The sequence below is a fragment of the Ruminococcus sp. YE71 genome, from assembly GCF_900119155.1.
Taxonomy (GTDB): domain Bacteria; phylum Bacillota; class Clostridia; order Oscillospirales; family Ruminococcaceae; genus YE71.
On sequence record NZ_FPIR01000006.1, the window covers coordinates 174,068 to 198,762 of the forward strand.

Consider the following 24,695-nt stretch of genomic DNA (forward strand, 5'->3'; position numbering starts at 1 on the left):
CTCGGCAGGTGTACTCTCGGTCGGGGTCTCCGCAGTCACGGGAGCTGCCGCCTCAGCAGGTGCGCTCTCAACAGGAGTCTCCGCAGTCTCGGCAGGCTTTGCTTCGGTCTTTGCTTCGGTCTTTTCCTCGGGCTTGCTGCCGCCGTCCTTGTTCTGGCTTGCGAGGTATTCCTCGATAGCGCGGCGCTTGATCTCTTCCTCGTCGCTCTCGGTGAGGACAGGCTTTCTGACCTCCTGAACGGTGATGATGAACTTGTAGAGCTCGATCAGGAAGAATATCGCCATCGGGATAACTATGCAGATAAAGAAGCCCTTCTTGGTGCGCAGGAAGCTCATAGCCTTTCCTGCACCGCCGAGCTTGAACTCGGTCCACTGACCGATGATATCGCCTGCGTATGCGGGCATATCGTCCTCAAGGTTGTTGTTATCGCCTCGTGTGATAAAGCTGCGGGAATTCTCAGCTATATTTATTCCGACGATCCTATGCGTGTTCTTTACTTTCTTGCCGTCGATTATCGTCCAGAAGGTAATAACGTCGCCTTCCTTGAGGGTGTTGAGGTCATCGACCTCTTTGCAGATGATGAGGTCGCCCTTCTTGAATGTCGGGAGCATCGAATCGGATTCTACCGTAAGGGGGATGAACCCGAAAAGGTTCGCCACGCCGTTATTCTTGCCCGACGAGAATACGATTATCGTAACAAGGAGCGCAAGGATAAGAACTATCCACGCAAGAACGTTAACAATTGCTTTGAGTACTTTTTTCATTTCATTTACCTCTCTTCGATCATGTTGTTTCGACTATCTTGAAGTCCATTCCAAGCTTTAAAGTTCCGCCGATAAGTTCATCGGTACAGTCGGGATCATTTCCCTCGAGCCACACCACGACTGTGAATTTATCCTTCGCTTTTGGTTCAAAGCCCTCATGTTTCGTTGTCATTACGATCGTAGAGGAGGTAAACTCGCTGTCACAATCAGATTCTTTTCCGCTGCCGTTGGATTTTGTTTTGCCGTAGACCGTCTTTTCGCCGTTTATGTAAACTGCCACTCTGACAGCCTCGTCAACTTTGTTAGTTACGTTTTCTATCGTCATCTCGCCGTCGTAGCTTATCGTATCATCGCCCGCGTTGATGAGATAGAAGGTGTAAGCTATATAGCTCTCACCGTTATGACTGCCGTTTATCATGTCGATATTTTCCGGCAGATCGTTTCCGCTGATATTCGTCATATCGTAGACGATATCCGCATTGAGCACCGCCTCAGAACGCTCATACTCAGGTGTTTCCGACAAGGTCAGTCCCTGCCGCATCATATCGTACTTGCTGATCTTTACAGTAAAGCTGCCGTACTTGTCATAGAAATACGATATCGCGTAAGCTATCGCGAGTATCGCCACGAGGATTATCACAAGCAAGCCTATGACTCTCATTATGACCTGATACCGCTTTACCTCTTTGGCAGTCCTTCTTAGTTCCAGAACATCTCTAATATCTTCAGCCAAAGCAGATTCTCCTTTTTCAATATTGTAGTATATTTCAGATCAACGATCATTCTTCCTTTTGGCCTTCGCCGTTTTCTTGTTCAACAAGCTGATCCGACCTTCTTCTTACGTACCTTTCGGCGACGTATTTTCCCGAAAGCGGACCTGCGCAGTACATACACTCAAACTCGTACAGTTTTTCCGCCTGTGCCGAGCCCGTCACGCCGTCGGCGATGGGTTCGACATCAAGACCCCTTACGAAGTCGATAAGCGACTTGACCGCACTGTCCGAGCGTTCGCTCTTGCCCAGATAACCCGTTACCTCGGTACTGAGCACGACGTAATCGACCTCATAATCCGAGAGCTTCATCAGAGGGCAGCCCGCGCTTCCGAAATCGGTCAGCATAAAGTGGAAGCCGTGATTTCTCAGCGCCTTGATGGTGGCGGACACCACGGGGTTCTCCTCATTGAGAAGTTTTACGGGAAGTGCGAAGCACAGCTTACTGGGAGTGACCTTAAAGCGTGTCGCAAGGTCGTAGATCCTTTTATCCGCCTCATGCTGGAGCAGGAATTTCACGGGCATATAGACCGACACCCACTGGAAGAGTATCTCACGCTCGATAAATTTGTTTATCGCTTCGAGAGTCTGAACGTATTCCAGCTCGAAAAGGCGGATGCATTGTGTGGTTATCTCGGCGGTGTCCCTGAAATTCTCGGGCATAAGAGTTCCCATGCCGGGAGTATTCAGTCTGGTCTGCGACTGATAGAAGGCGCAGTTTCCGCTGGAGATATCGCGGATAATGCGGTAAAACAGCTCAACAGCGCGGACCCCGTTAACGGTCGTGACCTTAGGTTCGGTATTTTCTGCCATTGTGCCGTTCACCCCCTTTTCCGACTATACACAATTATTCATTATCATTATACATCATTTTTGTCAATTTGTCAATGACTGATTAAGACTAATTTCATATTTTTCATACAAAAAACTAAAGAAAAATGAGAAATAAAGTACAAAAGATTTATATTGTAAAATAAATATGAACAAGCTTGACTTTCTCACCAAAATGCGGTATAATATTATATGCAAAATTTTTCGCCGGTATGGCTCAGTTGGTAGAGTGTCCGAATAAATTCGGACAGCGCATTCGTATGCGCAGGTCGTGGGCTGTGCTTAAAGCGACACGGCACAGTCGGTACGCAAGCGTCTTACAAAAATCAAATATCACCAATGCTGGTATGGCTCAGTTGGTAGAGCAGCGCATTCGTAATGCGCAGGTCGTCGGTTCGAGTCCGACTACCAGCTCCAAGCGAAAAGCCCGTAAACCGCATGAACGAATTCATGCTGACGTTTACGGGCTTTTTTCGTCCCTTATACAACCCGACTGATTGTATAGGGGACGTTTTCTTTGTAAACTGTCATACCCCTTGTGTCACAGAGGCACAGGATATTAAGTATACTATTATTAATATTATTACAATAGTGGAAAGAAGAATTCTATTGGTGCGCAACGAATTGGTCGTGCAGTTGTGGTTGATATTTCAGCTAAGATGTGATATAATTGAAATGGTATTTTAGAGCAAAAGATAAAGATTTATGAGGTGAAAACATGACTCCAAACGCAAAACGAGGCTTTATGCCGACAGATGAACGGGATTTTTCAGAAAAAGCGCTCCCGAAGCTGCGGAAAGCGGCTGAGGAGGTCTATTTTTTGCTGAACCGAGGTTATCCCGTCACAGGTACCACACGGTTCATTGGCGACCATTATCAGTTATCTGAGCGTCAGCGTCTTGCACTGGCACGCATTGTTTCTCCGAAGGAAAGCATCATTTCACGGAAAAATCGTGAGTTGACTGACATTTCGGGAAAAACGCTTTATATCGACGGATTAAATGTCATCATCGGTCTGGAGATCGCGTATTCAGATTCCATGCTGTTTCGCTGTATGGATGGCACTATCCGTGATCTGGCAGGTCTGCACGGCACTTACAGGCTGATCTCGCAGACGGATTCAGCCATTCGCGCTTTACTTGCATCTTTAGAGACGCTTGAAGTGGAAAAAGCGGTCATCTATCTCGACCAGCCGGTATCCAATTCCGGACGGCTCAGACAGAGGATTCTGGAATTAGCAGGATCTATCCCGTTTTCACTGGAAGTAGAGACAGAGAATCCGGTGGATGCAATCCTGAAAACCAAGCCGCTGGTCGCATCGGCAGACGCGATCATTCTTGATGAATGTCAGCAGTGGTTCAACCTTGTGAAATATGTTGTAGAGAAGCAGATAGGTGATTATCCTTACATAGAGATCATGCAGGATCAATTGTAAAATAGATCAGCGTCAGAAAAAAGCAGGTTCATAAGAGCCTGCTTTTTGTTTTGGAATCCATTTTTATAACACTTGCAGAAACTGCTATATACTACTTATAGCAGAAGCAAAACCGCGGCTATTTTCTGTCAGATGCCTTGATAGTTATTACTTATGTCAATCGGCGTATCGGTTTGTACATAATCCACTATTTTTATTGACAATTAAGCCTTAATATGATATAACATTTCAAAACAATATCATATTGTGCCAATTTTTCCTTGCTTTGGTAATAAAATAACGGGGGTCAGAACATGATAAAAGCCGAACTGTATTACAATCCGTATCTCATGGAAATAGACGTCAGATTCAACGGGCAGCCGCCGCATATCAACAGTCTGATTGAAAAATATCAGAACAAACCGCTTCAAGACTGGATCGACGCTGTACCGCAGATATTTCACGATGAGATGAACGGTTATTATTTCGAGCTTGATTTTTCGGGAACGGCACTTGACTGTGATGAGGTCAGGGAGACTTTTCGCAGGGCTGGTGTCTCTGAAAATGAAGTGCCTGTTTTTCTGAAAAACGAGCTGGAATCCCGTGAGGAAAAGATCGGAAGGATCGATGAACTGCTTGTGTGGCTCGATGAGAACCGTTACAGAAGGTTCGATGTTGAAGCATTCCGCAAGGACAACAGCGAGCTTTTCGATGAGGATTATCCATGTATATCAGAACGACTGGGTGAAGCCCGTGCTCACGATGATCAACAAGGCAAACGTGAAGGAGGAGCGCTATGTCTACACGAACAGCTCCGCTCTGCTCACGGAAAAGGAGGCTCGCAGCTGCATCGTCAGAATGCTGATGCAGCCCTGGTTCGGCGGCGAACCCGTGCCGATCGATAAGCTGACGCGTTCGCTGAGAGTGCTCAGCCTTTCGCGCAAAGACCGCAAAACGATCGGCTCGCTCATCGAGGACTACGAGATCTTCGGCGGTCAGCTCGTGTGGAAGTCGGAGCAGCTGCCGGAGCTCGGAAAGCTTGTCAGAACGGTTCTCGGCATCACCGACAAGGACATCGAAAAGCTGCGCTCCGCAAATGAGCTGGAGGAACTTGCTGCCTCAAGGCTCAAAAAGATGAACAGAAACAAATTGCAGGATATATGTTTTGTTATGACATCAGTAGAGGAGGAGGATAATGATGACATTTGACGCTGTTGAAAGAAGCGGACTGGATATCAGTGCTGTTAGTATCAGAGGCAAGCTGGAATCGCTGAATAAGGGATTCAGGAGCAGTTTAGCGCCTGAGGGTGGGGTGTATGCTAGTGAAAATACAGCCTACCTTGAATATGCCAAAGCAATGGGCGTTGAGAATATTGAACAATCACCGACTGTAAAAGCTACAATATTTGATACGATAAAAGGTCTTAAAAGAATAGCTGATCGTGATGTAAGCAATGATTATCTCAGACAGCAAGCCGGATTTGCTGCTGAAAAGATCAGTACCGGTGTTGACAATATTAAAGCAATATCAGAAGGAACAGGTGAAGTTACTATTAGACTTGATGAAATGTCTGATGATTTGCGAAGCAAAACGTCTGATTTTCTTGGTGATGACTGGAAATTATCAAAAGGAAATGACCCTTTTGCTGATAAGTTCAGGCTTAGGTTTAATGAAGACGGCAGTATCAAGGATTGTAAAGCGATACAGTCTAAATTTGTTGGTAAAAATGCAAAAGAGTGCTATGCTCATTTAAAGTCATCTGAATATAACAGATATTATGAAAAGTGTCATGAAGTCGAAATTCCCAAAGATTATTATGAAGGAGTAAAACAGATAAATAGTAAAAAAATAAAGTCAATAGAAGAAAGCATTAAAAAGTTAGAACTTGAAGGGAATACTGAAAAAATCGCTGAACAGCAGATTGAGCTGGAAAAATGTAAATTAATTGATGCAAAAACCAAACCAAGCTCCATATCCTATAATACCCCGTACTATACACTTAAAGCAATCAGAGCACACAAAGCCGGAGTTTCATCAGCCAAACAAGCCGCAGGCTTGACTGCTGTGGTATCGGGTGTGGATAATTTTCAGCAATACTATAATGGTGAGATATCCGGCACCGAGGCTATTGAAAATGTGGCTAAGGACACAGCTATTGCAGGCGGTATTGGATATGTAACCGGTGCTGTTACCGACCTTGCCGGAGGTTCAAATATTCCGGCAGCGGTGATAACAATGGGCGTGGAGTCTTACGATGATGTTAAAGGCTATGTTGACGGTGATATCAGCGGTGAAAAGTTAGCTTATGAACTTGGAGGAAATGCGGCTAGAACAGCAGGTGGTATTGCAGGATTCAAAGCTGGAGCTGCGGCTGGAGCATTAACCGGAGCCAAAGTTGGAGTAGTTGTCGGTGGAGTTGGCGGAGCCGCAACCGGAGCAGCAGTTGGAGGAGTTGTAGGCGGATTTGCCGGAAGTATGGGCGGCAGTGCTGTTGCTGCCAAAGCATACGAAGCAGGTGCGGAGTTCGTATCCGACTGGTAATGCTAAGAAAAAGGTCGCAAACGCGATACATAAATAACGGTCAAAGAGCGTTCACCAAAAGCGCTGAGAGCCTATTTGTGCCACCGACTGCTGAGGTCGGGAAAATAGCTATATTAACCTTCATATTTTTATATACCGCTTTCAGAACAATACGGTCTAAATTCTTCGTAAATCGTTCTATTTCGGTATACTCATCAACCAAGACAGCCCATCTCCTACTTGACAAAACCGCGTATTTATGATAAAATAATGATAACATAGGAGATGATACGCTCGATGAAGAAAAACAAGTATAAAGTCATAGAGAATCCGTTGAGCGGTTATGATTTCAGCTTTCGCAGATGTCATGCGGCAGAAATCGGGGCATACATTATCGGAATTACGCTCTTTATTTTGATTTGTGCATTTGCTGTTTTTTCAGAAGATGACGGACACAGCTGGAATAATCTATGTGAAAATTTATTATACCCATTATCCTTTTCGATTCCGCTGTTTCTCCTTGGTTTGAGCATGACATTCAGAATCAGGCGCGTGAAAAGAATCATTGCAAATGGAAAACAGGTAGACGGCGAAATAGTTTCATATCGCAGGACACACATTAATTATGCAATAGGCAGTCGTGCTCCAAGAAAACCAAATCACACCATACTGACTATAAGATTTAATGATAACGGCGATCAAGAATGTACTGTAGGTGCAGGACACAAACTGCCGGAAAAAGCACTATCTTCTCCTTACTGTACAGTGTATATCTTAGATGATAATGTATTTGTCACCGGTTTCAGCCTGAGGAAAAAAGGAGATCCTCAGATATCTTTTAAGTTGGAAGAATAAAGAGAATAAAAAATCAGTTTTGTATAACCTACAAGTCGCAGGTCGAAAACTATGACAAAATGAAGATCATTATCATATCCTTGAATGATAAGGGTATGGAAGGTGATAATAGTATTATTCGACTTTTGAGTACGCTTCTGTCTACAACTGAGACTGTTGCAAGAAGAAAACAGATACTCGAAACCCAATTCAATATTCCCATGACAAAGGAAATCGAGTAGGAGGTGCTTGAAAGCATCAAGAAGATGATGAAAAATCTGAAACTGACAGCACAGCAGGCAATGGATGCATTGGAGATTCCCAAAGACGATCAGGCACGTTATGCCGCAATGCTCGATAATAACAAATAAACTGATATTATCCCCTCAGAGTTGACACGCGAAACATAAAGCGTGTCAACTTTGAGGAGGATTTTTTATGTCAAAGAGTAGGTTGAGAATGAATAGCATCAGTGATGGTTTTAAATGAAGGGCAGGGTAGCTTTGTGTGCTGCTTATTCGTAAAGTTGAATATGAAACTAATAATAACACCCTTATGACACTTGTGCAGCCATCCAAACTTTGACAGTTTCCGACACAAAAAATTGACAATCAAAACTCATTCTGATATAATTTTAAATGGCTTAGAAGCCATGTTCATATATCACTTATGATGTGGTGTACAGTATTGTTCTGAACGATGTCAGACGCGTGCTTGAAAGCTACTTGCACGACAAAGAACAGTTCAGAGCATATCTTGACAGCCGATACAGCGACAAACGAATAAGTGTACTATATTAATAGTGTGATAATAATAAAAAAGCAGGTCCATATGTGCGATGCTGATATAGAAGTTTTTCGCCATAGTATTTCTGATGCAAGGTCAGAAGTACTATGGAGTTTCTGTTGACATGGCAGTAATACTGTGTTATAATGAATGCGAATACAAATCGTATCTGCATCGAGAGGAGCTATAAAAATGATATTATCCGATAAAACGATTATAAAAATGCTTGATGAAAACTCTTTGGTGATCAAACCGCTTATAAAAGAACAAATACAACCCGCAAGTGTTGATATACGGTTAGGCGATACATTCAGCGTTGTTGATGACACTCCTTCGGGAATAATAACCTTGGACAATAAGATAAGCTATAAGACCATTAAAACCGATACTTACTTGATTTTACCCGGGCAATTCGTTTTGGCAACAACGATGGAGTATTTTGAACTGCCTGATAATCTAACGGCATTCGTTGAAGGCAGAAGTTCTCTTGGTCGAATGGGGTTGTTTATTCAGAATGCAGGGTGGGTCGATCCTGGCTTCAAAGGTGAGATAACATTAGAATTATATAATGCTAACAGATGTGCTATCGAGCTTAAGTGCGGACGTAGAGTAGGACAGTTAGTATTTGCAGAAATGGACGATCATGCACTAAATCCATACAATGGAAAGTATCAAGGACAAAAAGGAGCAACAGGCTCAAAGGTCTTTATGGATTCAGATAAATTCTGATTTATCTGAGCAGGATAATTAATTCAATGCCCCGAAGCGATTTGAAACGCTTCGGGGCAAAACTTCTATATGGTTATCTGTCATAAGAACCTGCTTTTTGTTTTGGGATCCATTTTTATTTCCTTGCAGAAACCGCGGCTATGAATAACGCAGCCATCCGACAAGCTAAAAAACCAAGGTGTAAAAAGACTTACTTGATGGTAACAGTCACAGCCCTCTGGTTCAGGTTGCTGATATCCCACTTGCCGTCAACTCTCGCGCCGACTGCGAGCTGATAGGTTCCTGCGGGGACCTTAGTCCTGGTGTAGACGGTTCTGGTCGCATCGAACTGATCGAGCAGTCTCCACTTGCCTGCGGAATAATATGCGACCGCGTACTTTTCAGCACCCGGGACCGCATCCCAGCTGAGCCTGAACGCATTGCCCCGTACCTCAACATTAACTTGGGGATAAACAGGTGCATTCGGGGTCACAACGATCGCATTTGAAGTGTCGGTGAACCACTCGCCGTCGAGCTTTGTGATAACAGCTACCTTGTACTCCTTGACCGGGGTCAGTCCCGTGATGGTGTAGGTGTTGCTGTCACACTCTGCGATCTTCGTCCACTCGCCGTTGAGGTAAGCCATTACCGCATAGCTTTCGGCGCCTCTGACCGCAGTCCAGTCGAGTCTGACTGCGCCGTCACCCTTGACGTATGTGATGACAGGAGGGACGTAGGTACTTGCATCACCTATCACCCATACAGCGGAAACAGTATTCTTATATCCTCCGACGCCTGTGATCGTAATGGTATGCTCTCCCGCGTCTACGGCAGAGGTCTCGCCCGACACAGTATAGTCGATACCCTCGGTCAGGACAGTGTCGCCGAACTTAACGGTGAATTTCGGCGTGATCTCCTCGCCTGTATAAACGATGTGCCTACGCTCGAAGGAGACAGCAGCTAAGGAAATGTCGATCGCACCCAGCTCATACTCCACGTTCACGGTCACGTCACTGTCGGGCATTGTCAGCGTATCGCCGTCGATCGTTCCCGCACTTGCTGTGTATCCCGTGAGATCGTGACCTGCGGGAAGAGTATTGCCGAGGGTGACTGTTTCATCCTTTGCCGCGTAGTACTTTCCGTTATACGCAAGACCTGTGCCGTAAGCCGTGATACCGCTGACATTGTACTGAGTTGCCTTGCTGCCGCCGACTGTCACATATTCGCCTGCGGTAATGGTGTGAGCAGGCTTGCTCGTATCCGCCAGGGTGTGTTTTTCCACGGAGGTGGGCTGTACCGTGTAGTAAACATTCGTGCATTTTATAGAAGCAGAAGCAGCATCATATTTGCAGCCGATCGGGTGGAACTTTGAACCGCCGCTGTATTCACCTGCAAAGAGACAGTCGCTCATCGTGATATTAGCATTGTCAGCCCATCCGATAATACCGCCGACATTCACAAAATCACTGTAATATGCCTTGCTGCCGATAGTTCCGCTGTATACCACGCTGCGGAAACGCTGCTGTTCAGATTGACATCCGCGGTCACATTGATATTTTCGATGGTATTTTTGCCGTCAGCAAAACCTGCAAGAGCCGCACAATGCTGTCCGCCTGTGATACTGCCGCCAACTGTCAGATTTTTGATAGTTGCGCCGTCAATGCAGGAGAATACAGCTTCTTTACCTGCACTGCCTGAAATGTCGGCAGTGATCGTATGTCCCGCTCCGTCGAAATTGCCCTTGAACGGATGCTCCCTGCTTCCTGCCATCGTGCTGACGGCAATATCATTCATCAGTCTGAAATACACGCCGTCTGTTGCATCTGCATCACAGAAGGCTTTGAACTTATCCCAGTCGTCGGCAGTGTATATCCTATACGGAACATATGACGTGCCGCTTCCGCCCAGAGTGCCTGCCTCTGTATTATACTGCGCCGTAACGGTACGGTCCTGCGGACCGTTGATAATGTATTTGTAGCTGTCACCCGACCAGCCCGAGAACTTGCAGCACTTGCCGTTTTTGTAATAATACTTGGGCGGCTCGGGAGGTGTGGTGCTCTTGTTGTAATCGACAGTCTGAGTTTTCAGCACCGTGCCGTCAGCACCCTTGAAGGTCACGTTGTAGTCAAAGGTATGCACCCTGACCGTCCTCTTTTTTGTTGAGATACTTCTGTTACTGTAAACGGCGGCTGAAATATCGCAGGTGTAATCATTTGCCTGATTAGCGAACGGCATGACCGAGAAACTTGTATTCTCGTTAAACCGCAACGAGCCGGCAGGAGCACCGCTGAAGCTGAATACTTTCTGCTGATCGGGGTATTTTGCGCCGTACAGGTCATACACTACGCCGCCCGACAAGGTATAGTTTGCTGCCTTATTATCTGTCGGGACATAGATATCGCCGTCGCAGACCAGCGAAGAAATGCCAAAGGGCTAAACTCCCTCTCCGTTCTTCTCATAGTAGAATGTTGTATCAGTGGTACGGTTCGAGCCCACACCTGTGTCTTTCCAGCTGTCGAAATAAGCCGAGGTCTTGCCAAAATGCAGGGTATTACCGTTAGTAGCGCCGTTGATGGTTGAGATCTTACAGCCGAATTTTCCTTCCCACAAGGTGATTGTATTGATGCCGCAGTAAGCCACGGGGTCAGCAGCTTTAATGGTAACTCTTTCAACATAGAATTCGGATTTGTCGGCGGTCTTTCCCCAGACAGAAAGATCAAGGCTGTCGGGAATGCCCTGTACCGTAAAGCTCTGAACATTAGAGCCCGATGTTTCGGCAACCTTATCGATGAACTCATAACCTGTCTTTGCGTTTGTAAGTACTTCGTTTCCCGAGGCCGTGACCTTCGGATACTTATAATTCAGACGAATATAGTTTGCCCTGTTGTTATTATCGTTTACAACGTTCCAGTAGACCGTGACCACATACTCTGGCGGAGCCGTTGCCGCTTCAGCTGTAAGATCGACCCACGACAGTCCGCTGCTTCCGACCATCATCAGTCCTGTGACTGCAAAAGCCGTGCCCCGTCTGAGCAGGCCTGTGATTTTGTTTGACATTTTAAACCTTCCCCTTACTTTTGAGACTGTAAGTACCGATGGGACTTACGGAGTAATTATACTCTTATTTTCGTGTGTTGTCAATGGAAAGATGTATTTTTATACATGAGGGCTATTCTCTCGGCAGTATGTATCGGCAGATCACAGAAAAGCCCCGCAGCTCATCACTGCGGGGGTCTGTGGTTCTTTCAGGTCATCTGCGCTTTCTCACGATGACAGCGGCTGCTGCCGCAAGACCCAGAGCCGCGAACGCTATGCCCTCTGCCGACCCTGTGGAGGGGTTCGGATCGGAAGAGCCTGCGGACGCCGACGCTGTGCCTGTTGCCGCGGCTGCGGAAGCGGAAGCGGAAGTTGAAGTCGAAGCGGAAGTCCCGTCAGCCGAAGAGCTGTCCGCAGACGAACTTTCGGTGCTTTCGGTGCTGACTGTCTGACCGTCTGTCGGGGGGGCGCCGAGGTTCGCAGCTGCGCCGACAGTCGTTTCGGCAGCCTGCTCGCCGTTGATGTACAGGTAGTAGGTCACGCCTTCTTCAAGGGCTTCGCTTGAGAACACGATGTGGTTCGCACTCTTGACGGCTTTACCCGAATAGAGCACATTCCCGTCCGCGACCTTTATCTCGAAGCTGTCGCCGTCATTCAGGGTGATGGCTGTGCCGCCCTGACCGCCGAAACCGTTGTCGCCGCCGTCGGGCTTGGTGGGAGGTTCCTGTCCGCCGAAACCGCTGTCATCGCCGTCGGGTTTGGTGGGAGGCTCCTGTCCGCCGAAACCGCTGTCGTCGCCGTCGGGCTTGGTAGGAGGTTCCTGTCCGCCGAAGCCGCTGTCGTCACTGTCGGGTTTGGTGGGAGGTTCCTGTCCGTCACCGGGCTGACCGCCGCCGGGATTACCGCCGCCCATTCCGCCTGCGCCGAAGGTGATGTACTTTCCCGAAGTGGGGGAAGTCGCCATCTGTGACATACCCACGCCGATGACCGTTCCGCCAGTCACGTTGAAATTGCAGTTGAAATCGCCGTAATCGAGAGCGGCATTGTCACCCATCGACGAACCGAAGACCTCGGTATAGCCGCCCGAAATGTTGATGTCGCCGTTGGAGTCGAGACCGTCGCCGTCGGCGTTGATGTACCACTCGCCGCCCGTGATGTTCAGCTCGAAGGAATAGCCCGTAAGGTCGCCGTTCGCGGCATTCACGCCGTCGTCGGTCGAACGGATGCTGCCGCTGCCGCCGTTGAGGTTCACGACCGCGCCCTCGAAGCCCTCATAGCTGTTCTCAACAACGATGGTCGGACCGTTACCGTCCCCCGAACCGATGTTGAGCAGATAATCGGAATGTATGCCGTCATCGCCCGCGTTGATGGTGATGTTTCCGCCGAGGATGTTCAGCGACTCGCCGCCATCGGTGCCGTTGAGGTGTATGGCGTCGTCAGCCGAAGTGACGCTGATATTTCCGCCGGTGATGTTCAGCTCACCGTCCGCCACGATGCCGTCGTCGCCTGCACTGATGGTGATGTCGCCGCCGTTGATGTTCACTACCGCTTCCGAAGTCTCGTCGTCCTCATCGGGGGAAGATTTCAGACCGTCGCCGTCGGCCGTGAGGTCGAGGGTACCGCCGTTCACAGTCACCGAACCGTCGCTCGAAAGCGCGTTGTTCACCGCCTTCACGTTAAGGGTCACCCCTTCGGAAACGGTGATGTCTGCGCCCTCGCCGCCCTTGATGCCGTTCTTGCACGCCGAGCCGTCGGCGGTGAGAGTGCCGCTGCCCGAGAACACAACGTTCGCGTTCGACTTTATCTTGACCGCCGCACCCTCGAAATCAGCGGCGGCAGTCTCGTCGGCGGAATCCTCGTTTGCGGGGTCTTCCGCGTCGGTGAGGGTGTTCTCGCCCTCAATGACGATCTCTGCGGAAGCCTCCTTGCCTATCTTCAGCGGCGAAGTCTCCGAAGAGGTGAGCCTGATGTCGGAAAGCACCAGCACAACGCCCTCGGTGCCTTTCTTGACGGTGATGCTGCCCTCGGCACATTCGCCCGTGACCACGTAGGTACCTGCGGCGCTGATGGTGAGTTCCGTGCCGCTGATGTCAAAGCCCTCGCCGTCGGTGTCCGAAGCGCTGATGCCCGTGTCGGTGAAGGTGAACACGTTATCAGCCGTATCTTCGTCGTATGCGAGAGCGCTCATAACGCCTGTCTGTGTGAGTATAAGGGTCGCAGCCGCCGCTGCGGATATTGCTTTCTTTGTGATCCTTGCTTTCATGATCTTTTCCTCCTTCATGCAGTGCGGATGTTGTTTCCGCCTTTCTGTATACAAGTATATCCCGCTAACTTAAAATCTGCTTTAAGCTGTGCTTTAAATTAACTTAAAATTTCAGCGGCAGTTAAGGCAACACCGCACAACCACCAGCTCGCGCCTTTGCACGTCATATGCCGTATCAAGCATAAGCTTGATACACATATTATTCCGTCAGATTGCCCAAATTCTCCTTGACTTGCGTCAGCAAGTCAAGGAGAATTTAGACAATCTGACGAAAAATCTGTGGCACCAGCTTCGCTGGTGCGGCGCATCTGACGCACAATGGTCGTGCGGTATTGCCTTAAGATATATACCGAATTTTTCCAAAAATCCTTGCATCCCCGAAAAAACTGTGATATAATAATGTAAGGGGACAGGCTGACCGTCCCCTTGCAGAATGTATTTTTATCCGCGCCGCACAGCTGTATCGGCGCGAAGTCTTTTTTGACAGATCTCAAGGAGGAAAAGATCATGACACACAACTTCACAAAGCGCACTCTCGCAAGTGTGCTGGCAGTTCTCTGCGCTGCGGGCAGCACTCCTGCAAGCCTGCTGACAAACGGTTTTATCGGCAGCGCGGCTCTCACCGTAAGCGCCGAGGGCGTCGATCCCCTGACACACTTTGACGCTGTTGAGCCTACCTGCACCAAGGACGGCAACATCGAATACTGGTGGGATCTGCTGACCCTCAAGTTCTATACCGACGCTGACTGCGAGAACGAGATCACCATCTATGACACCATCATCCCCGCAACAGGTCACAGCTACGGCGAGCCCGAGTGGACATGGAGCGAGGACAATTCAGCCGCATCCGCAGTCTTCACCTGCTCTGCCTGCGGCGAGACCGAAACGGCAGAAGCCGCTGTCACAAGCGAGAAGAAGGTATATCCCACCCATGAAAACGAGGGGCTGATAGTATACACCGCCACCGCCGAGTTTGACGGCAAGACCTACACCGACACAAAGGAAGAAGTTCTTCCCACCAACACGCTGGAGCACTTCGACGCCATCGAGCCCACCTGCACAAAGGACGGTCAGCCCGAATTCTGGTGGGATCTCCAGACGCTGAAATTCTACCTCGACCCCGACTGCACACAGGAAGTCACCATCTTCGACGTGACTTATCCCAAGTACGGTCACGACTTCGGCGATACCGCTGAATGGAACTGGAGCGATGACTTCTCGTCCGCCACATTCACAGGCACCTGCGCAAGATGCGGCGAGACCGTCACAGAAAAGGCTTCCGTGACCGCAGAAACTACCGAACCGACCTGCACTTCCGAGGGACAGACCGTTTACACCGCCGCCTGCACCATCGCAGGAAAGACCTACACCGACACCAGGACAGTTGTTCTCGAAAAGCTCACCAACACTCTTCCCGTCATCACCACCAAGAAGGGCAGCGGCTCCGTAAAGCTCAGCTGGACTGCTGTCAAGGGCGCGGAGAAGTACGCAGTCGTTGCTTATGTGAACGGTTCCTGGAAGAAGCTCGCAGAGGGCAACACCGATACTTACACCGTGACAGGTCTTACCGCAGGCAAGACCTATAAGGTAGCCGTTATCGCAAAGGTGGACGGCAAGTGGATCACCGACGTCTCCAACGCTGTCGAAGTGACCGCAGGCGAGGTATCGCCGTACCCCGAAGTGTCCACGGAGATCAATGATAAAGAAGTACGCATAAGCTGGGAGCCCGTTTCGGGAGCAGAAGCCTACGCTATCGCCTACTACAGATCAGGCAAGTGGAGAGTGTTAAAGCAGCTTCCCCCTTCCGTGACATACTATGTCTTCAAAAACATCCCCACAGGCACTTACAAGATCGCAGTGGCAGCCAAGTTAAACGGCAAGTGGGATACCACCGGCATCACGAACAAAGCGATCACCATAATAATCAAATAACGACCGTCCAAAATAAAAACGGCGGCAGCTTCTAAGTGAAACTGCCGCTTTTTTGTGGTGCGTTTTTTTCTGTGAGAACCTTCGCCTTTCCAAAGACTTTTAATATGTCGTATGTTTGATGTGAAAGGTACGTTTGGCTCTCTACATTTCAAAGAGATGTACTTTAAGAAAAACCAAGCATCATCTGTAGCTGCCGTATTTTGCTTTGAAGGCGTTTTTGGCTTCGTACATTGCCTGATCGGCGCGCTGGAAGAGCGACTCGAAAGTGCTGTCGTCGGGGGTCTGTTCTGCCATGCCGACCGCCGCGGAGTATCTGAGCCACGGTTCGAGGGCGGAGTTCCCGAAGCTCTCTGTGAACGCCGAACTGAGCGACCCTGCAAGGCGTTCCCTGTCGTCGAAGTCTTGACCTTTGAGTATCGCCACGAACTCGTCGCCGCCGATGCGGTACACGGGCGAGTGCTTGAAAGTCTCGCAGATCATGCGGCAGCAGCCGCTGATATAGGTGTCCCCTGCCTTGTGACCGTGCTCGTCGTTGATCCGTTTCAGATTATTCAGATCGACCATCACCACGGCAAGACCGCTGTCATTTTCCTTCATCGCTTCTTCAAGTTCGGCGGCTTTTTTGATATACGCCGCCTTGCTGCCGACACCCGTCAGGTTATCCTTGTAGGCTTCAAGGCTTATCTGACCTATCTGAGCGTTCTTGAAGCGGATGTCCTTTTCCGCCTGACTCAGGTTCTGCATATATTTAAGGTTATTCTTCATGAAGGTCACGAACAGGTGGTAGATGTCCTCTATCTCATCCCCCGTCCGAATGTCGAGCTGTTCCATCACGGCGATGTTGTTCTGATGATCTGTCTCGGTCTCGTAGGCGAATTTGTCGGTCGCCTGCTTCATGCGGTTGATCGGACCCGTCACCATCTTCTGCATGGTATGTACGTCGATAAGCGCGATCAGAAGAGTTATCAGCACCAGCAGGGCGAGCATTTTCAGCACGAAGTTTATGTCCTGCCTGTGCAGTTTCTCCACCGAGAAATCCACGCACACATGACAGCAGTAATTGCCCTTGCTGTCGAACACGGGACGCATATAGGTCAGCATATATCCGTCCACCGTGTCGCCTGTCAGGACGGGTATCTCCTTTCCCTCGCAGAGGTCGGTGAGATAGGGCACGACGGCAGGGTCGGGTTCGTAGATCGTCCCCGGCGGATCGGCATCGAGACTGTAGTCGCTGTCAAGGTCGAAGATGACCTCTCCCCCCTCGGGAACAAAATGATAAACGTACATATATAAGACGTCGGGGTAGTTCGATTTCAGGAACACAAGATTCTCACGTATCTCATTGTACTCCTCAAGCTCAAAGTTCTTCTCCATGTAAAGCTGAACTTTATCATGGTCGAACTCCTCAGACATCATTATCGTGGCACTCTTCCCCATAGCTGTGTACTCTTCTTTCGTTCTCCTCTCGAACCTAAGATACACAACGAAAACTACCGCGGCGATTATAACAAGAAAACTCGCGATAAACAACAACGGCAACCGCACAGATATAGATATCTGCTTCCTGCTAACACTTCCGCTTCCGTCACTCATGACCCATCCCCCATTTTCACACATATCGCTTACGGCGCTCTTTTTCAAAATAGCTTGCCCCTTGCCAAAAAGACGTTCGATAGAGCGTAACGCACCATTTGAGCGTATTTGTCAGATAACATCTTTTGAAATGTCAATGGACTATCTTCCCGACCCCAACAAACTAACAACATATTAAAAGTTTCAGGAAAGGGGTCTGGGGGAGAACCCTTTTTCAAGCCGTGCGAAGCTAAGGCGGACGTGCGAAGCTAAGGCGGACGTGCGAAGCTAAGGCGGGTTTCCCCCAGCAAGACCTGCACTCTTGAAGAAAAAGGCACCATATGCAATATGTTTGGAATATGTATAATCTGTGTATTATTATACCATGTTTCTCCTTTTGGTTCAAGTGTTTCCATGAAAAATATCTCAAAAGATTACTGACGCACAAATATTCGGTGGGATTTTTGGGCATTTATACAAATCGTCGGGGCTTTACCTTTTTGGATAATGACACGGGAAAAGTTCCATGATATAATTATATAAACAAAAGAAACTTCGGAGGCAAAATGAAAAACAAGATAAACAGGCTTGCTGCCGTCTGTCTGGTGCTGACCATGCTGGCAGGCTGCGGCAGAACGATAGAAGCGACCAACAGCTTGCCCGTGGCAACTGCCGAAACTACGGCGGTCACGGCACTTGCGGCCGACACCTCGTCGGCGGACGAAAGTCAGGCAACCGCCGTCACATCGGCAGAAACCGCCGTCACTCCCCTTTCGGACAGTTCGGAAACGGACAGCAAAAAAACGACTGCATCCGAAAAACCTGCCGTCACCGTGCAGGAGACCCGACCGCCCGTTCAGACCACGATCCCCGAAACGACCGAGCCGCCTGCTCCCGACCCCGACGACCTCAGCGTGCCGTACTCCGCGGCTTACGCGCTTTACCGTGCCGACGATGATATGCTGATAGCAGGCAGCGGCACCGACAAGCGCATCTCTCTCGCAAGCATCACGAAGCTGCTTTCGGCCTCGGTCATGCTGGAGCATCTCTCGCCCGATGACCTCGTGACTGTCGGCGACGAGGTCTACCGCGCAAAGCCCGACTCCACCCTCAGCGGCATCGCACCGAACACGACGCTCACCGTCCGTGACCTCATCGCGGCAATGCTTCTGCCCTCGGGAAACGATGCCGCATATACCGTCGCGGTCTGCACCGCAAGGGCGGCTTCGGGGGACGCGGAAATGTCTGTCGATGCTTCGGTGGAGTACTTCTGCGGACTGATGAACAGCTTTGCGGCAGAGCACGGCATGACGAACAGCCATTTCGCGAATCCCGAGGGCTGGGACGACCCCGACCACTACACCACCCTCGACGATCTGCTGAAACTCGCCGACTACGTGCTGACCGTCCCTGCCATCCGTGAGACCGCCGCCATGCACACCGTGTACTGCACACCCGTCTCGGGCGGCAGCTATTTCTGGACGAACACGAACCTGTTCCTCGACCCGAACAGCGCCTATTACCGCAGCGACTGCATCGGGCTAAAAACAGGCACCACCGCCGACGCAGGCTGCTGTCTTGTCAGCGCCTTCGATATCAGCGGCACCACATACGTCTGCGCGGTCATGGGCTGCGGCGAGAACACCGATCGTTACGAGCTGGTGCAGAAAATACTGAACAGATATATCCGATAGAAATGCAAAAAGCCCCGTCCGCACGGACAGGGCTTTTGCTGTTTGTGTCATTTCAGACCGAAATGTCTGTCGGCTTCACCTGCCGCCTGACACAGACACATGACCGTCACTCCTATGAGCGACCCTGCAAAGGTCCCTATGATAAATCCGATCATTTCCGTTCCCCCTTTCCTGCACCTTTTTATAATATGCCCGAAATACCGTTTTTTATCCTTTTTTCATCCACTTAACGGCCCGAAAAAGCCTGCCGCATCAGCAGATCTGCGAATATTAATAAATGAAAAATTTTTTTATTTACCACTTTACAAGACTGTCGTTTTGTGCTATAATGTTATGTGAAAAAATTTGCGTAAGGAGGAATTTACGGTGCAGAAGGCATATCTTATTCTCGAAAACGGTACTGTATTTGAAGGAAAGAGCTTCGGCGCACAGGGCGAAACTATTGGTGAGATAGTTTTTACCACCGCTATGGTAGGCTACCTTGAAACACTTACCGATCCGAGCTATTACGGTCAGATCGTTGTTCAGACGTTCCCTCTTATCGGTAATTACGGTGTTATTCCTACCGATTTTGAGAGCAGCCGTCCGCAGGTAAAGGGCTATATTGTCAGAGAATGGTGTCAGGAACCCAGCAATTTCAGATGCGAGGGAGATCTTGACACTTTTTTAAAGGAGAACGGTATTATCGGTCTCTGCGGCATAGATACCCGTGCGCTCACAAGGATAGTGAGAGAGTACGGCGTTATGAACGGCAAGATCGTTCAGGAGGGTTCGGGTCTGTCATTTGCGGATCTCAAGAGCTACACTATCGAGGATGCTGTTGAGAACACTACCTGCAAGGAAGAAGAGACCTTTGAGCCCGAGGAGAAGAACGGTCACAAGGTCGTTCTGTTCGACTACGGCGCTAAGAAAAACATCTGCCGCGAGCTGTTAAAGCGCGGTTTCGAGGTCACTGTAGTACCCGCTTCTACCACCGCAGAGCGTGTGAAGGAGCTTGCCCCCGACGGCATCATGCTCTCCAACGGCCCGGGAGACCCCGCAAAGAACACCGCTATCATCGAAGAGCTCAAGAAGATCGCAAAGCTCGATGTTCCGATCTTCGGTATCTGCCTCGGTCATCAGCTGCTCGCACTTTCGCAGGGCGCTAAGACCGAAAAGCTGCACTACGGCCACAGAGGAGCTAACCAGCCTGTCTGTGAGGTAGAGACAGGAAGAGTGTTCGTTACCAGCCAGAATCACGGCTACGCTGTTATCAACGACTCGCTGCCCAAGGGTGCGAAGGCTTCCTTCGTGAACGTCAACGACGGCACCTGCGAGGGCGTAAGCTACGACTATATGCCTGCTATCTCGGCACAGTTCCATCCCGAAGCGGCAGGCGGTCCTCTCGATACGGGATTCATGTTCGACAGATTCAAGAGCATGATCGAAAAGTACAAGAAGTGATTAACGGATAACGAAAGGATTGATATAAATGCCTTTAAATAAAGATATTAAGAGAGTTCTTGTTATCGGCTCGGGTCCTATTGTTATCGGACAGGCTGCCGAATTCGACTACGCAGGCACACAGGCTTGCCGCGCTCTCAAGCAGGAGGGTCTTGAGGTTATCCTCGTGAACTCCAACCCTGCTACCATCATGACCGACAACGCAATGGCGGATAAGATATACATCGAGCCGCTGACCCTTGAGACTGTCAAGAGGATCATCAAGAAGGAACGCCCCGACAGCGTGCTTTCCACCCTCGGCGGTCAGACAGGTCTGACCCTTTCGATGCAGCTCGCCAAGGAGGGCTTCCTCGACAAGTACGGCGTTAAGCTGCTGGGCGCCCGCCCCGACACCATCGACAAGGCTGAGGACAGACAGATGTTCAAGGACACCATGGAGTCCATCGGTCAGCCCTGCATCCCCTCGAAGGTAGTTAATACCGTTGAGGACGCTATCGCTTTCGCTGACAGCGAGGGCGTCGGCTACCCGCTCATCGTTCGTCCTGCTTTCACCCTCGGCGGAACAGGCGGCGGTATCGTACACAACGAGGAAGAGCTCAGAGAGATCGCAGGCAACGGTCTGTACCTCTCGCCGATCACTCAGGTGCTCATCGAGAAGTGCGTATCGGGCTGGAAGGAGATCGAGTTCGAGGTAATGCGCGACTCCAAGGGCAACTGCATCACCATCTGCTCGATGGAGAACGTTGACCCTGTCGGCGTACACACAGGTGACTCCATCGTTATCGCTCCCTGCGTTACCCTTTCAAACAAAGAATTCCAGATGCTGCGTACTGCGGCACTCAGAATAGTTGACGCACTCCAGGTAGAGGGCGGCTGCAACTGCCAGTTCGCACTCCACCCCGAAAGCATGGAGTACGCCGTTATCGAGGTAAACCCCAGAGTTTCCCGTTCGTCGGCACTCGCTTCAAAGGCTACGGGTTACCCGATCGCTAAGGTCGCTACCAAGATCGCTATCGGCTACACCCTCGACGAGATTCTCAACGCTGTAACAGGCAATACCTACGCCTGCTTCGAGCCGTCTATCGACTACCTCGTAGTAAAGCTGCCGAAGTGGCCGTTCGACAAGTTCGTTTACGCTAAGCGTGAGCTCGGAACCCAGATGAAGGCTACCGGTGAGGTAATGGCTATCGGCACCTCCTTCGAGCAGGCTATCATGAAGGCTGTCCGCGGCGCTGAGATCGGTCACGACTGCCTCATCAGCCCCAAGCACGAGGTGCTCAGCGACGACGAGATCAGAGCAAGACTCCACAACTGCGACGACGAGAGACTGTTCGTTGTATGTGAGGCTCTCAGACGCGGCGTTACCGTTGACGAGATCCACGAGATCACTATGATCGACGAGTGGTTCCTCAACAAGTTCCTCAAGATCATCGACATGGAAAACAAGCTCAAGAGCGGCGACGATTCCGCCGAGACCTACGAGCTTGCAAAAGTACTCGGCTTCCCCGACAAGGTCATCGAGAGACTTTCGGGCAAGCCCGTCAAGAACCACAGACGCGCTGTTTACAAGATGGTCGATACCTGCGCGGCTGAGTTCGCGGCTATGACACCTTACTTCTACTCGACCTACGACACCGAGGACGAGGCTGAGGAGTTCATCCGCTCCAAGAAGAGCACCAACAAGACCGTTATCGTATTCGGTTCGGGTCCTATCCGTATAGGTCAGGGTATCGAGTTCGACTACGCTTCGGTTCACTGCGTATGGGCTCTTAAAGAAAAGGGATTCGACGTTGTTATCGTAAACAACAACCCCGAGACCGTTTCCACCGACTTCGACACCGCTGACAGACTGTACTTCGAGCCGCTCACCAACGAGGACGTTATGAACATCATCGCTGTTGAGAAGCCTTACGGAGTAGTTGTGGCATTTGGCGGTCAGACTGCTATCAAGCTCACCAAGTACCTCGCTGCAAACGGCGTGAACATTATGGGTACGCCTCCCGATTCCATCGACGCGGCAGAGGACAGAGAGCGCTTCGACGAACTGCTTGAACTGCACAAGATCAAACGTCCGCAGGGCTTCACCGTTATGACTACCGACGAGGCTCTTGAAGTTGCGAACCGCATCGGCTATCCCGTGCTCATGCGTCCGTCCTACGTTCTCGGCGGTCAGAACATGATAATCGCCTTCAACGACGCGGACATCAAGGAGTACATGGCGATCATCCTCGCACAGGAGATCGAGAACCCGATCCTTATCGACAAGTACCTCATGGGTACCGAGCTTGAAATAGACGCTATCTGCGACGGCGAGGATATCCTTATCCCCGGTATCATGGAGCATATCGAGAGAACAGGCGTTCACTCGGGCGACTCCATCGCAGTATATCCCGCATGGAACGTTTCCGACGAACTTATCGAGCGCATCATCGACTGCTCGAAGAAGCTGGCTATCTCCCTCAAGACTATGGGTCTTGTGAACATCCAGTACCTCATCAACGAGGGCGAGCTGTATGTTATCGAGGTGAACCCGCGTTCGTCGAGAACCATCCCGTACATCTCCAAGGTAACGGGTGTTCCGATGGTAGATCTTGCTACCAGATGTATGCTCGGCGAAAAGCTCGCTGACATGGGCTACGGCACGGGTCTCTACCGCAATTCGCCGTATGTGGCTGTCAAGGTGCCTGTATTCTCCTTCGAGAAGCTTATTGACGTTGATAACCACCTCGGTCCCGAGATGAAGTCCACAGGTGAAGTTCTCGCAGTTGCAAGCTCGCTGGAGGAGGCTCTCCACAAGGGTCTGACTGCGGCAGGCTACAAGCTCAACGTCGGCGGCGGAGTGCTCATCACCGTCCGCGATACTGACAAGGGCGAGATCCCGCAGACTGCAAAGGCGTTCTACGACCTGGGATTCAAGGTATATGCTACTCACGGCACTGCCGCTGTTCTTTCCGACCACGGCATCCCCTGTGAGGAAGTTGCAAAGATAGGCGAGGCTGACGAGAATACCCTCACCCTCATCGAGAGCGGCAAGGTAAGCTACGTTATCTCCACCTCTTCCAAGGGCAGAAGTCCTCAGCGCGACAGCGTTAAGATACGCCGTAAGACCGTTGAGAGAAACATCCCCTGCCTGACTTCGCTCGACACCGCGAACGCTATCGCAGCTTCGCTGAGATCGAAGTACAACGAAAAGACTACCGAGATCGTTGACATCAACAATATGCGTCAGGAAAAGAAGAAGGTACGCTTCACCAAGATGCAGGGCTGCGGCAACGACTACATCTACTTCAACTGCTTCGACCAGCGCATCGACAATCCGGAGGGTCTGGCTCTCGCACTCAGCGATCGTCACTTCGGTATCGGTGGCGACGGCGTTATCCTGATCCAGCGCTCGGACGTTGCGGACGGCAAGATGAGAATGTTCAACCTCGACGGTTCCGAGGGCAAGATGTGCGGCAACGGCATCCGCTGTGTTGCACGCTTCATGCGCGACAACGGACTTGTTGACAAGGACGAGTTCGATATCGAGACGCTCAGCGGCATCATGCACGTCAAGCTGCTCCGCCACTACGGCGAAGTGAACGGCGCGACCGTAAACATGGGCGCGGCTATCCTTGACCCTACTCAGATCCCCGTAACTCTCGAAGCTGACGAGAACGGCAGAGTTGTTGACCGCAAGGTGAACATCGGCGGCAAGGACTACAACATCACCTGCGTTTCCATGGGCAACCCCCACGCTGTAACGTTCGTGACGGGCAACCTCGACGCTATCGACCTGGAGGACATCGGTCCTAAGTTCGAGAACGACGCTATCTTCCCCGAGAGAGTCAACGCAGAGTTCATCAAGGTGCTCGACGACCACACCCTCAAGATGAGAGTATGGGAGCGCGGATCAGGCGAGACCTGGGCTTGCGGCACAGGCGCCTGCGCAGCTGCTGTTGCGGCAGTGCTCGGCGGCTACTGCAAGAAGGACACCGAGATCACCGTTAAGCTCAAGGGCGGCGACCTCCAGATCAAGGTCACCGACGAGGCTATCTACCTCACTGGCGACGCTATCACCGTATTCAGCGGCGATATCATCCTCTAAAAAACACAAAACAGCAGGTTTATGACCTGCTGTTTTTTT

The 24,695-nt window shown here is 50.2% G+C and carries 19 protein-coding genes and 1 tRNA gene; 11 read left to right on the plus strand and 9 right to left on the minus strand.

The features are described 5' to 3' along the window. The 3 genes from BT142_RS07770 to BT142_RS07780 form a co-directional block, all read right to left on the minus strand. The coding region (locus BT142_RS07770; protein ID WP_084659378.1) for a signal peptidase I at window positions 1-765 on the minus strand (765 nt) is incomplete at its 3' end. Window positions 766-784: 19 nt separating this feature from the next. Further along, window positions 785-1,498 (minus strand): hypothetical protein, encoded by a 714-nt coding sequence (locus BT142_RS07775; RefSeq protein ID WP_242871937.1) that lies wholly within the window; start codon window positions 1,496-1,498, stop codon window positions 785-787. A gap of 46 nt (window positions 1,499-1,544) precedes the next feature. Beyond that, the gene (locus tag BT142_RS07780) at window positions 1,545-2,348 is read right to left on the minus strand and encodes an EAL domain-containing protein (RefSeq protein WP_072417637.1); all 804 of its coding nucleotides are present in this window, start codon (window positions 2,346-2,348) and stop codon (window positions 1,545-1,547) included. 359 nt (window positions 2,349-2,707) lie between these two features. Between BT142_RS07780 and BT142_RS07785 the strand changes: the two genes are divergently transcribed. The 7 genes from BT142_RS07785 to dcd all read left to right on the plus strand — a co-directional run bounded on the left by BT142_RS07785 (window position 2,708) and on the right by dcd (window position 8,650). Beyond that, window positions 2,708-2,783, plus strand: a tRNA-Thr gene (locus tag BT142_RS07785). A 328-nt stretch (window positions 2,784-3,111) separates the two neighbouring features. Continuing rightward, a complete protein-coding gene (locus tag BT142_RS07790) occupies window positions 3,112-3,801 on the plus strand; it encodes a DUF434 domain-containing protein (protein WP_242940026.1) in 690 nt (229 codons plus the stop codon). Window positions 3,802-4,094: 293 nt separating this feature from the next. Then, window positions 4,095-4,685 (plus strand): hypothetical protein, encoded by a 591-nt coding sequence (locus BT142_RS18665; protein ID WP_139182192.1) that lies wholly within the window; start codon window positions 4,095-4,097, stop codon window positions 4,683-4,685. Then, on the plus strand, window positions 4,639-4,989 hold the full coding sequence (locus BT142_RS18670; RefSeq protein WP_175545487.1) for a hypothetical protein: 351 nt from the start codon (window positions 4,639-4,641) through the stop codon (window positions 4,987-4,989). Before BT142_RS18665 ends, BT142_RS18670 begins: the two co-directional genes overlap by 47 nt. Continuing rightward, window positions 4,976-6,322 (plus strand): hypothetical protein, encoded by a 1,347-nt coding sequence (locus tag BT142_RS18675; RefSeq protein ID WP_092983111.1) that lies wholly within the window; start codon window positions 4,976-4,978, stop codon window positions 6,320-6,322. The genes BT142_RS18670 and BT142_RS18675 overlap by 14 nt, the downstream gene beginning before the upstream one ends. Window positions 6,323-6,598: 276 nt before the next feature. Beyond that, on the plus strand, window positions 6,599-7,156 hold the full coding sequence (locus tag BT142_RS07810; protein WP_072417642.1) for a C2 domain-containing protein: 558 nt from the start codon (window positions 6,599-6,601) through the stop codon (window positions 7,154-7,156). Between the two features lie 957 nt (window positions 7,157-8,113). After that, a complete protein-coding gene (gene dcd, locus BT142_RS07815) occupies window positions 8,114-8,650 on the plus strand; it encodes a dCTP deaminase (protein ID WP_072417643.1) in 537 nt (178 codons plus the stop codon). Window positions 8,651-8,840: 190 nt separating this feature from the next. Here dcd and BT142_RS07820 read toward each other — a convergent pair whose 3' ends face one another. The 4 genes from BT142_RS07820 to BT142_RS07835 form a co-directional block, all read right to left on the minus strand. Further along, the gene (locus BT142_RS07820) at window positions 8,841-10,136 is read right to left on the minus strand and encodes a hypothetical protein (protein WP_139182191.1); all 1,296 of its coding nucleotides are present in this window, start codon (window positions 10,134-10,136) and stop codon (window positions 8,841-8,843) included. After that, on the minus strand, window positions 10,085-10,987 hold the full coding sequence (locus BT142_RS07825) for a M26 family metallopeptidase (RefSeq protein WP_072417645.1): 903 nt from the start codon (window positions 10,985-10,987) through the stop codon (window positions 10,085-10,087). Before BT142_RS07825 ends, BT142_RS07820 begins: the two co-directional genes overlap by 52 nt. A gap of 75 nt (window positions 10,988-11,062) precedes the next feature. Beyond that, window positions 11,063-11,686 (minus strand): hypothetical protein, encoded by a 624-nt coding sequence (locus BT142_RS07830; RefSeq protein WP_072417646.1) that lies wholly within the window; start codon window positions 11,684-11,686, stop codon window positions 11,063-11,065. Window positions 11,687-11,879: 193 nt separating this feature from the next. Next, complete coding sequence (locus tag BT142_RS07835; RefSeq protein WP_072417647.1) at window positions 11,880-13,928, minus strand: carbohydrate-binding domain-containing protein; 2,049 nt, start codon at window positions 13,926-13,928, stop codon at window positions 11,880-11,882. Between the two features lie 507 nt (window positions 13,929-14,435). On the opposite strand from BT142_RS07835, the gene BT142_RS07840 reads away from it, so the two are divergent. Next, the gene (locus tag BT142_RS07840; protein ID WP_072417648.1) at window positions 14,436-15,860 is read left to right on the plus strand and encodes a fibronectin type III domain-containing protein; all 1,425 of its coding nucleotides are present in this window, start codon (window positions 14,436-14,438) and stop codon (window positions 15,858-15,860) included. A gap of 180 nt (window positions 15,861-16,040) precedes the next feature. On the opposite strand, the gene BT142_RS07845 is transcribed toward BT142_RS07840, so the two are convergent. After that, on the minus strand, window positions 16,041-17,297 hold the full coding sequence (locus tag BT142_RS07845; protein WP_175444905.1) for a GGDEF domain-containing protein: 1,257 nt from the start codon (window positions 17,295-17,297) through the stop codon (window positions 16,041-16,043). A 701-nt stretch (window positions 17,298-17,998) separates the two neighbouring features. On the opposite strand from BT142_RS07845, the gene BT142_RS07850 reads away from it, so the two are divergent. Further along, on the plus strand, window positions 17,999-19,126 hold the full coding sequence (locus tag BT142_RS07850) for a D-alanyl-D-alanine carboxypeptidase family protein (RefSeq protein ID WP_072417650.1): 1,128 nt from the start codon (window positions 17,999-18,001) through the stop codon (window positions 19,124-19,126). Window positions 19,127-19,173: 47 nt separating this feature from the next. Here BT142_RS07850 and BT142_RS07855 read toward each other — a convergent pair whose 3' ends face one another. After that, the gene (locus BT142_RS07855) at window positions 19,174-19,281 is read right to left on the minus strand and encodes a DUF3789 domain-containing protein (protein ID WP_072417651.1); all 108 of its coding nucleotides are present in this window, start codon (window positions 19,279-19,281) and stop codon (window positions 19,174-19,176) included. A 211-nt stretch (window positions 19,282-19,492) separates the two neighbouring features. Between BT142_RS07855 and BT142_RS07860 the strand changes: the two genes are divergently transcribed. Together BT142_RS07860 and carB are read left to right on the plus strand one after the other, a co-directional pair. Further along, the gene (locus tag BT142_RS07860; protein ID WP_072417652.1) at window positions 19,493-20,569 is read left to right on the plus strand and encodes a carbamoyl phosphate synthase small subunit; all 1,077 of its coding nucleotides are present in this window, start codon (window positions 19,493-19,495) and stop codon (window positions 20,567-20,569) included. Window positions 20,570-20,597: 28 nt separating this feature from the next. Further along, window positions 20,598-24,656, plus strand: coding sequence for a carbamoyl-phosphate synthase large subunit (carB, locus tag BT142_RS07865; RefSeq protein ID WP_072417653.1), 4,059 nt, complete (start codon window positions 20,598-20,600; stop codon window positions 24,654-24,656). Window positions 24,657-24,695: the final 39 nt, after the last annotated feature.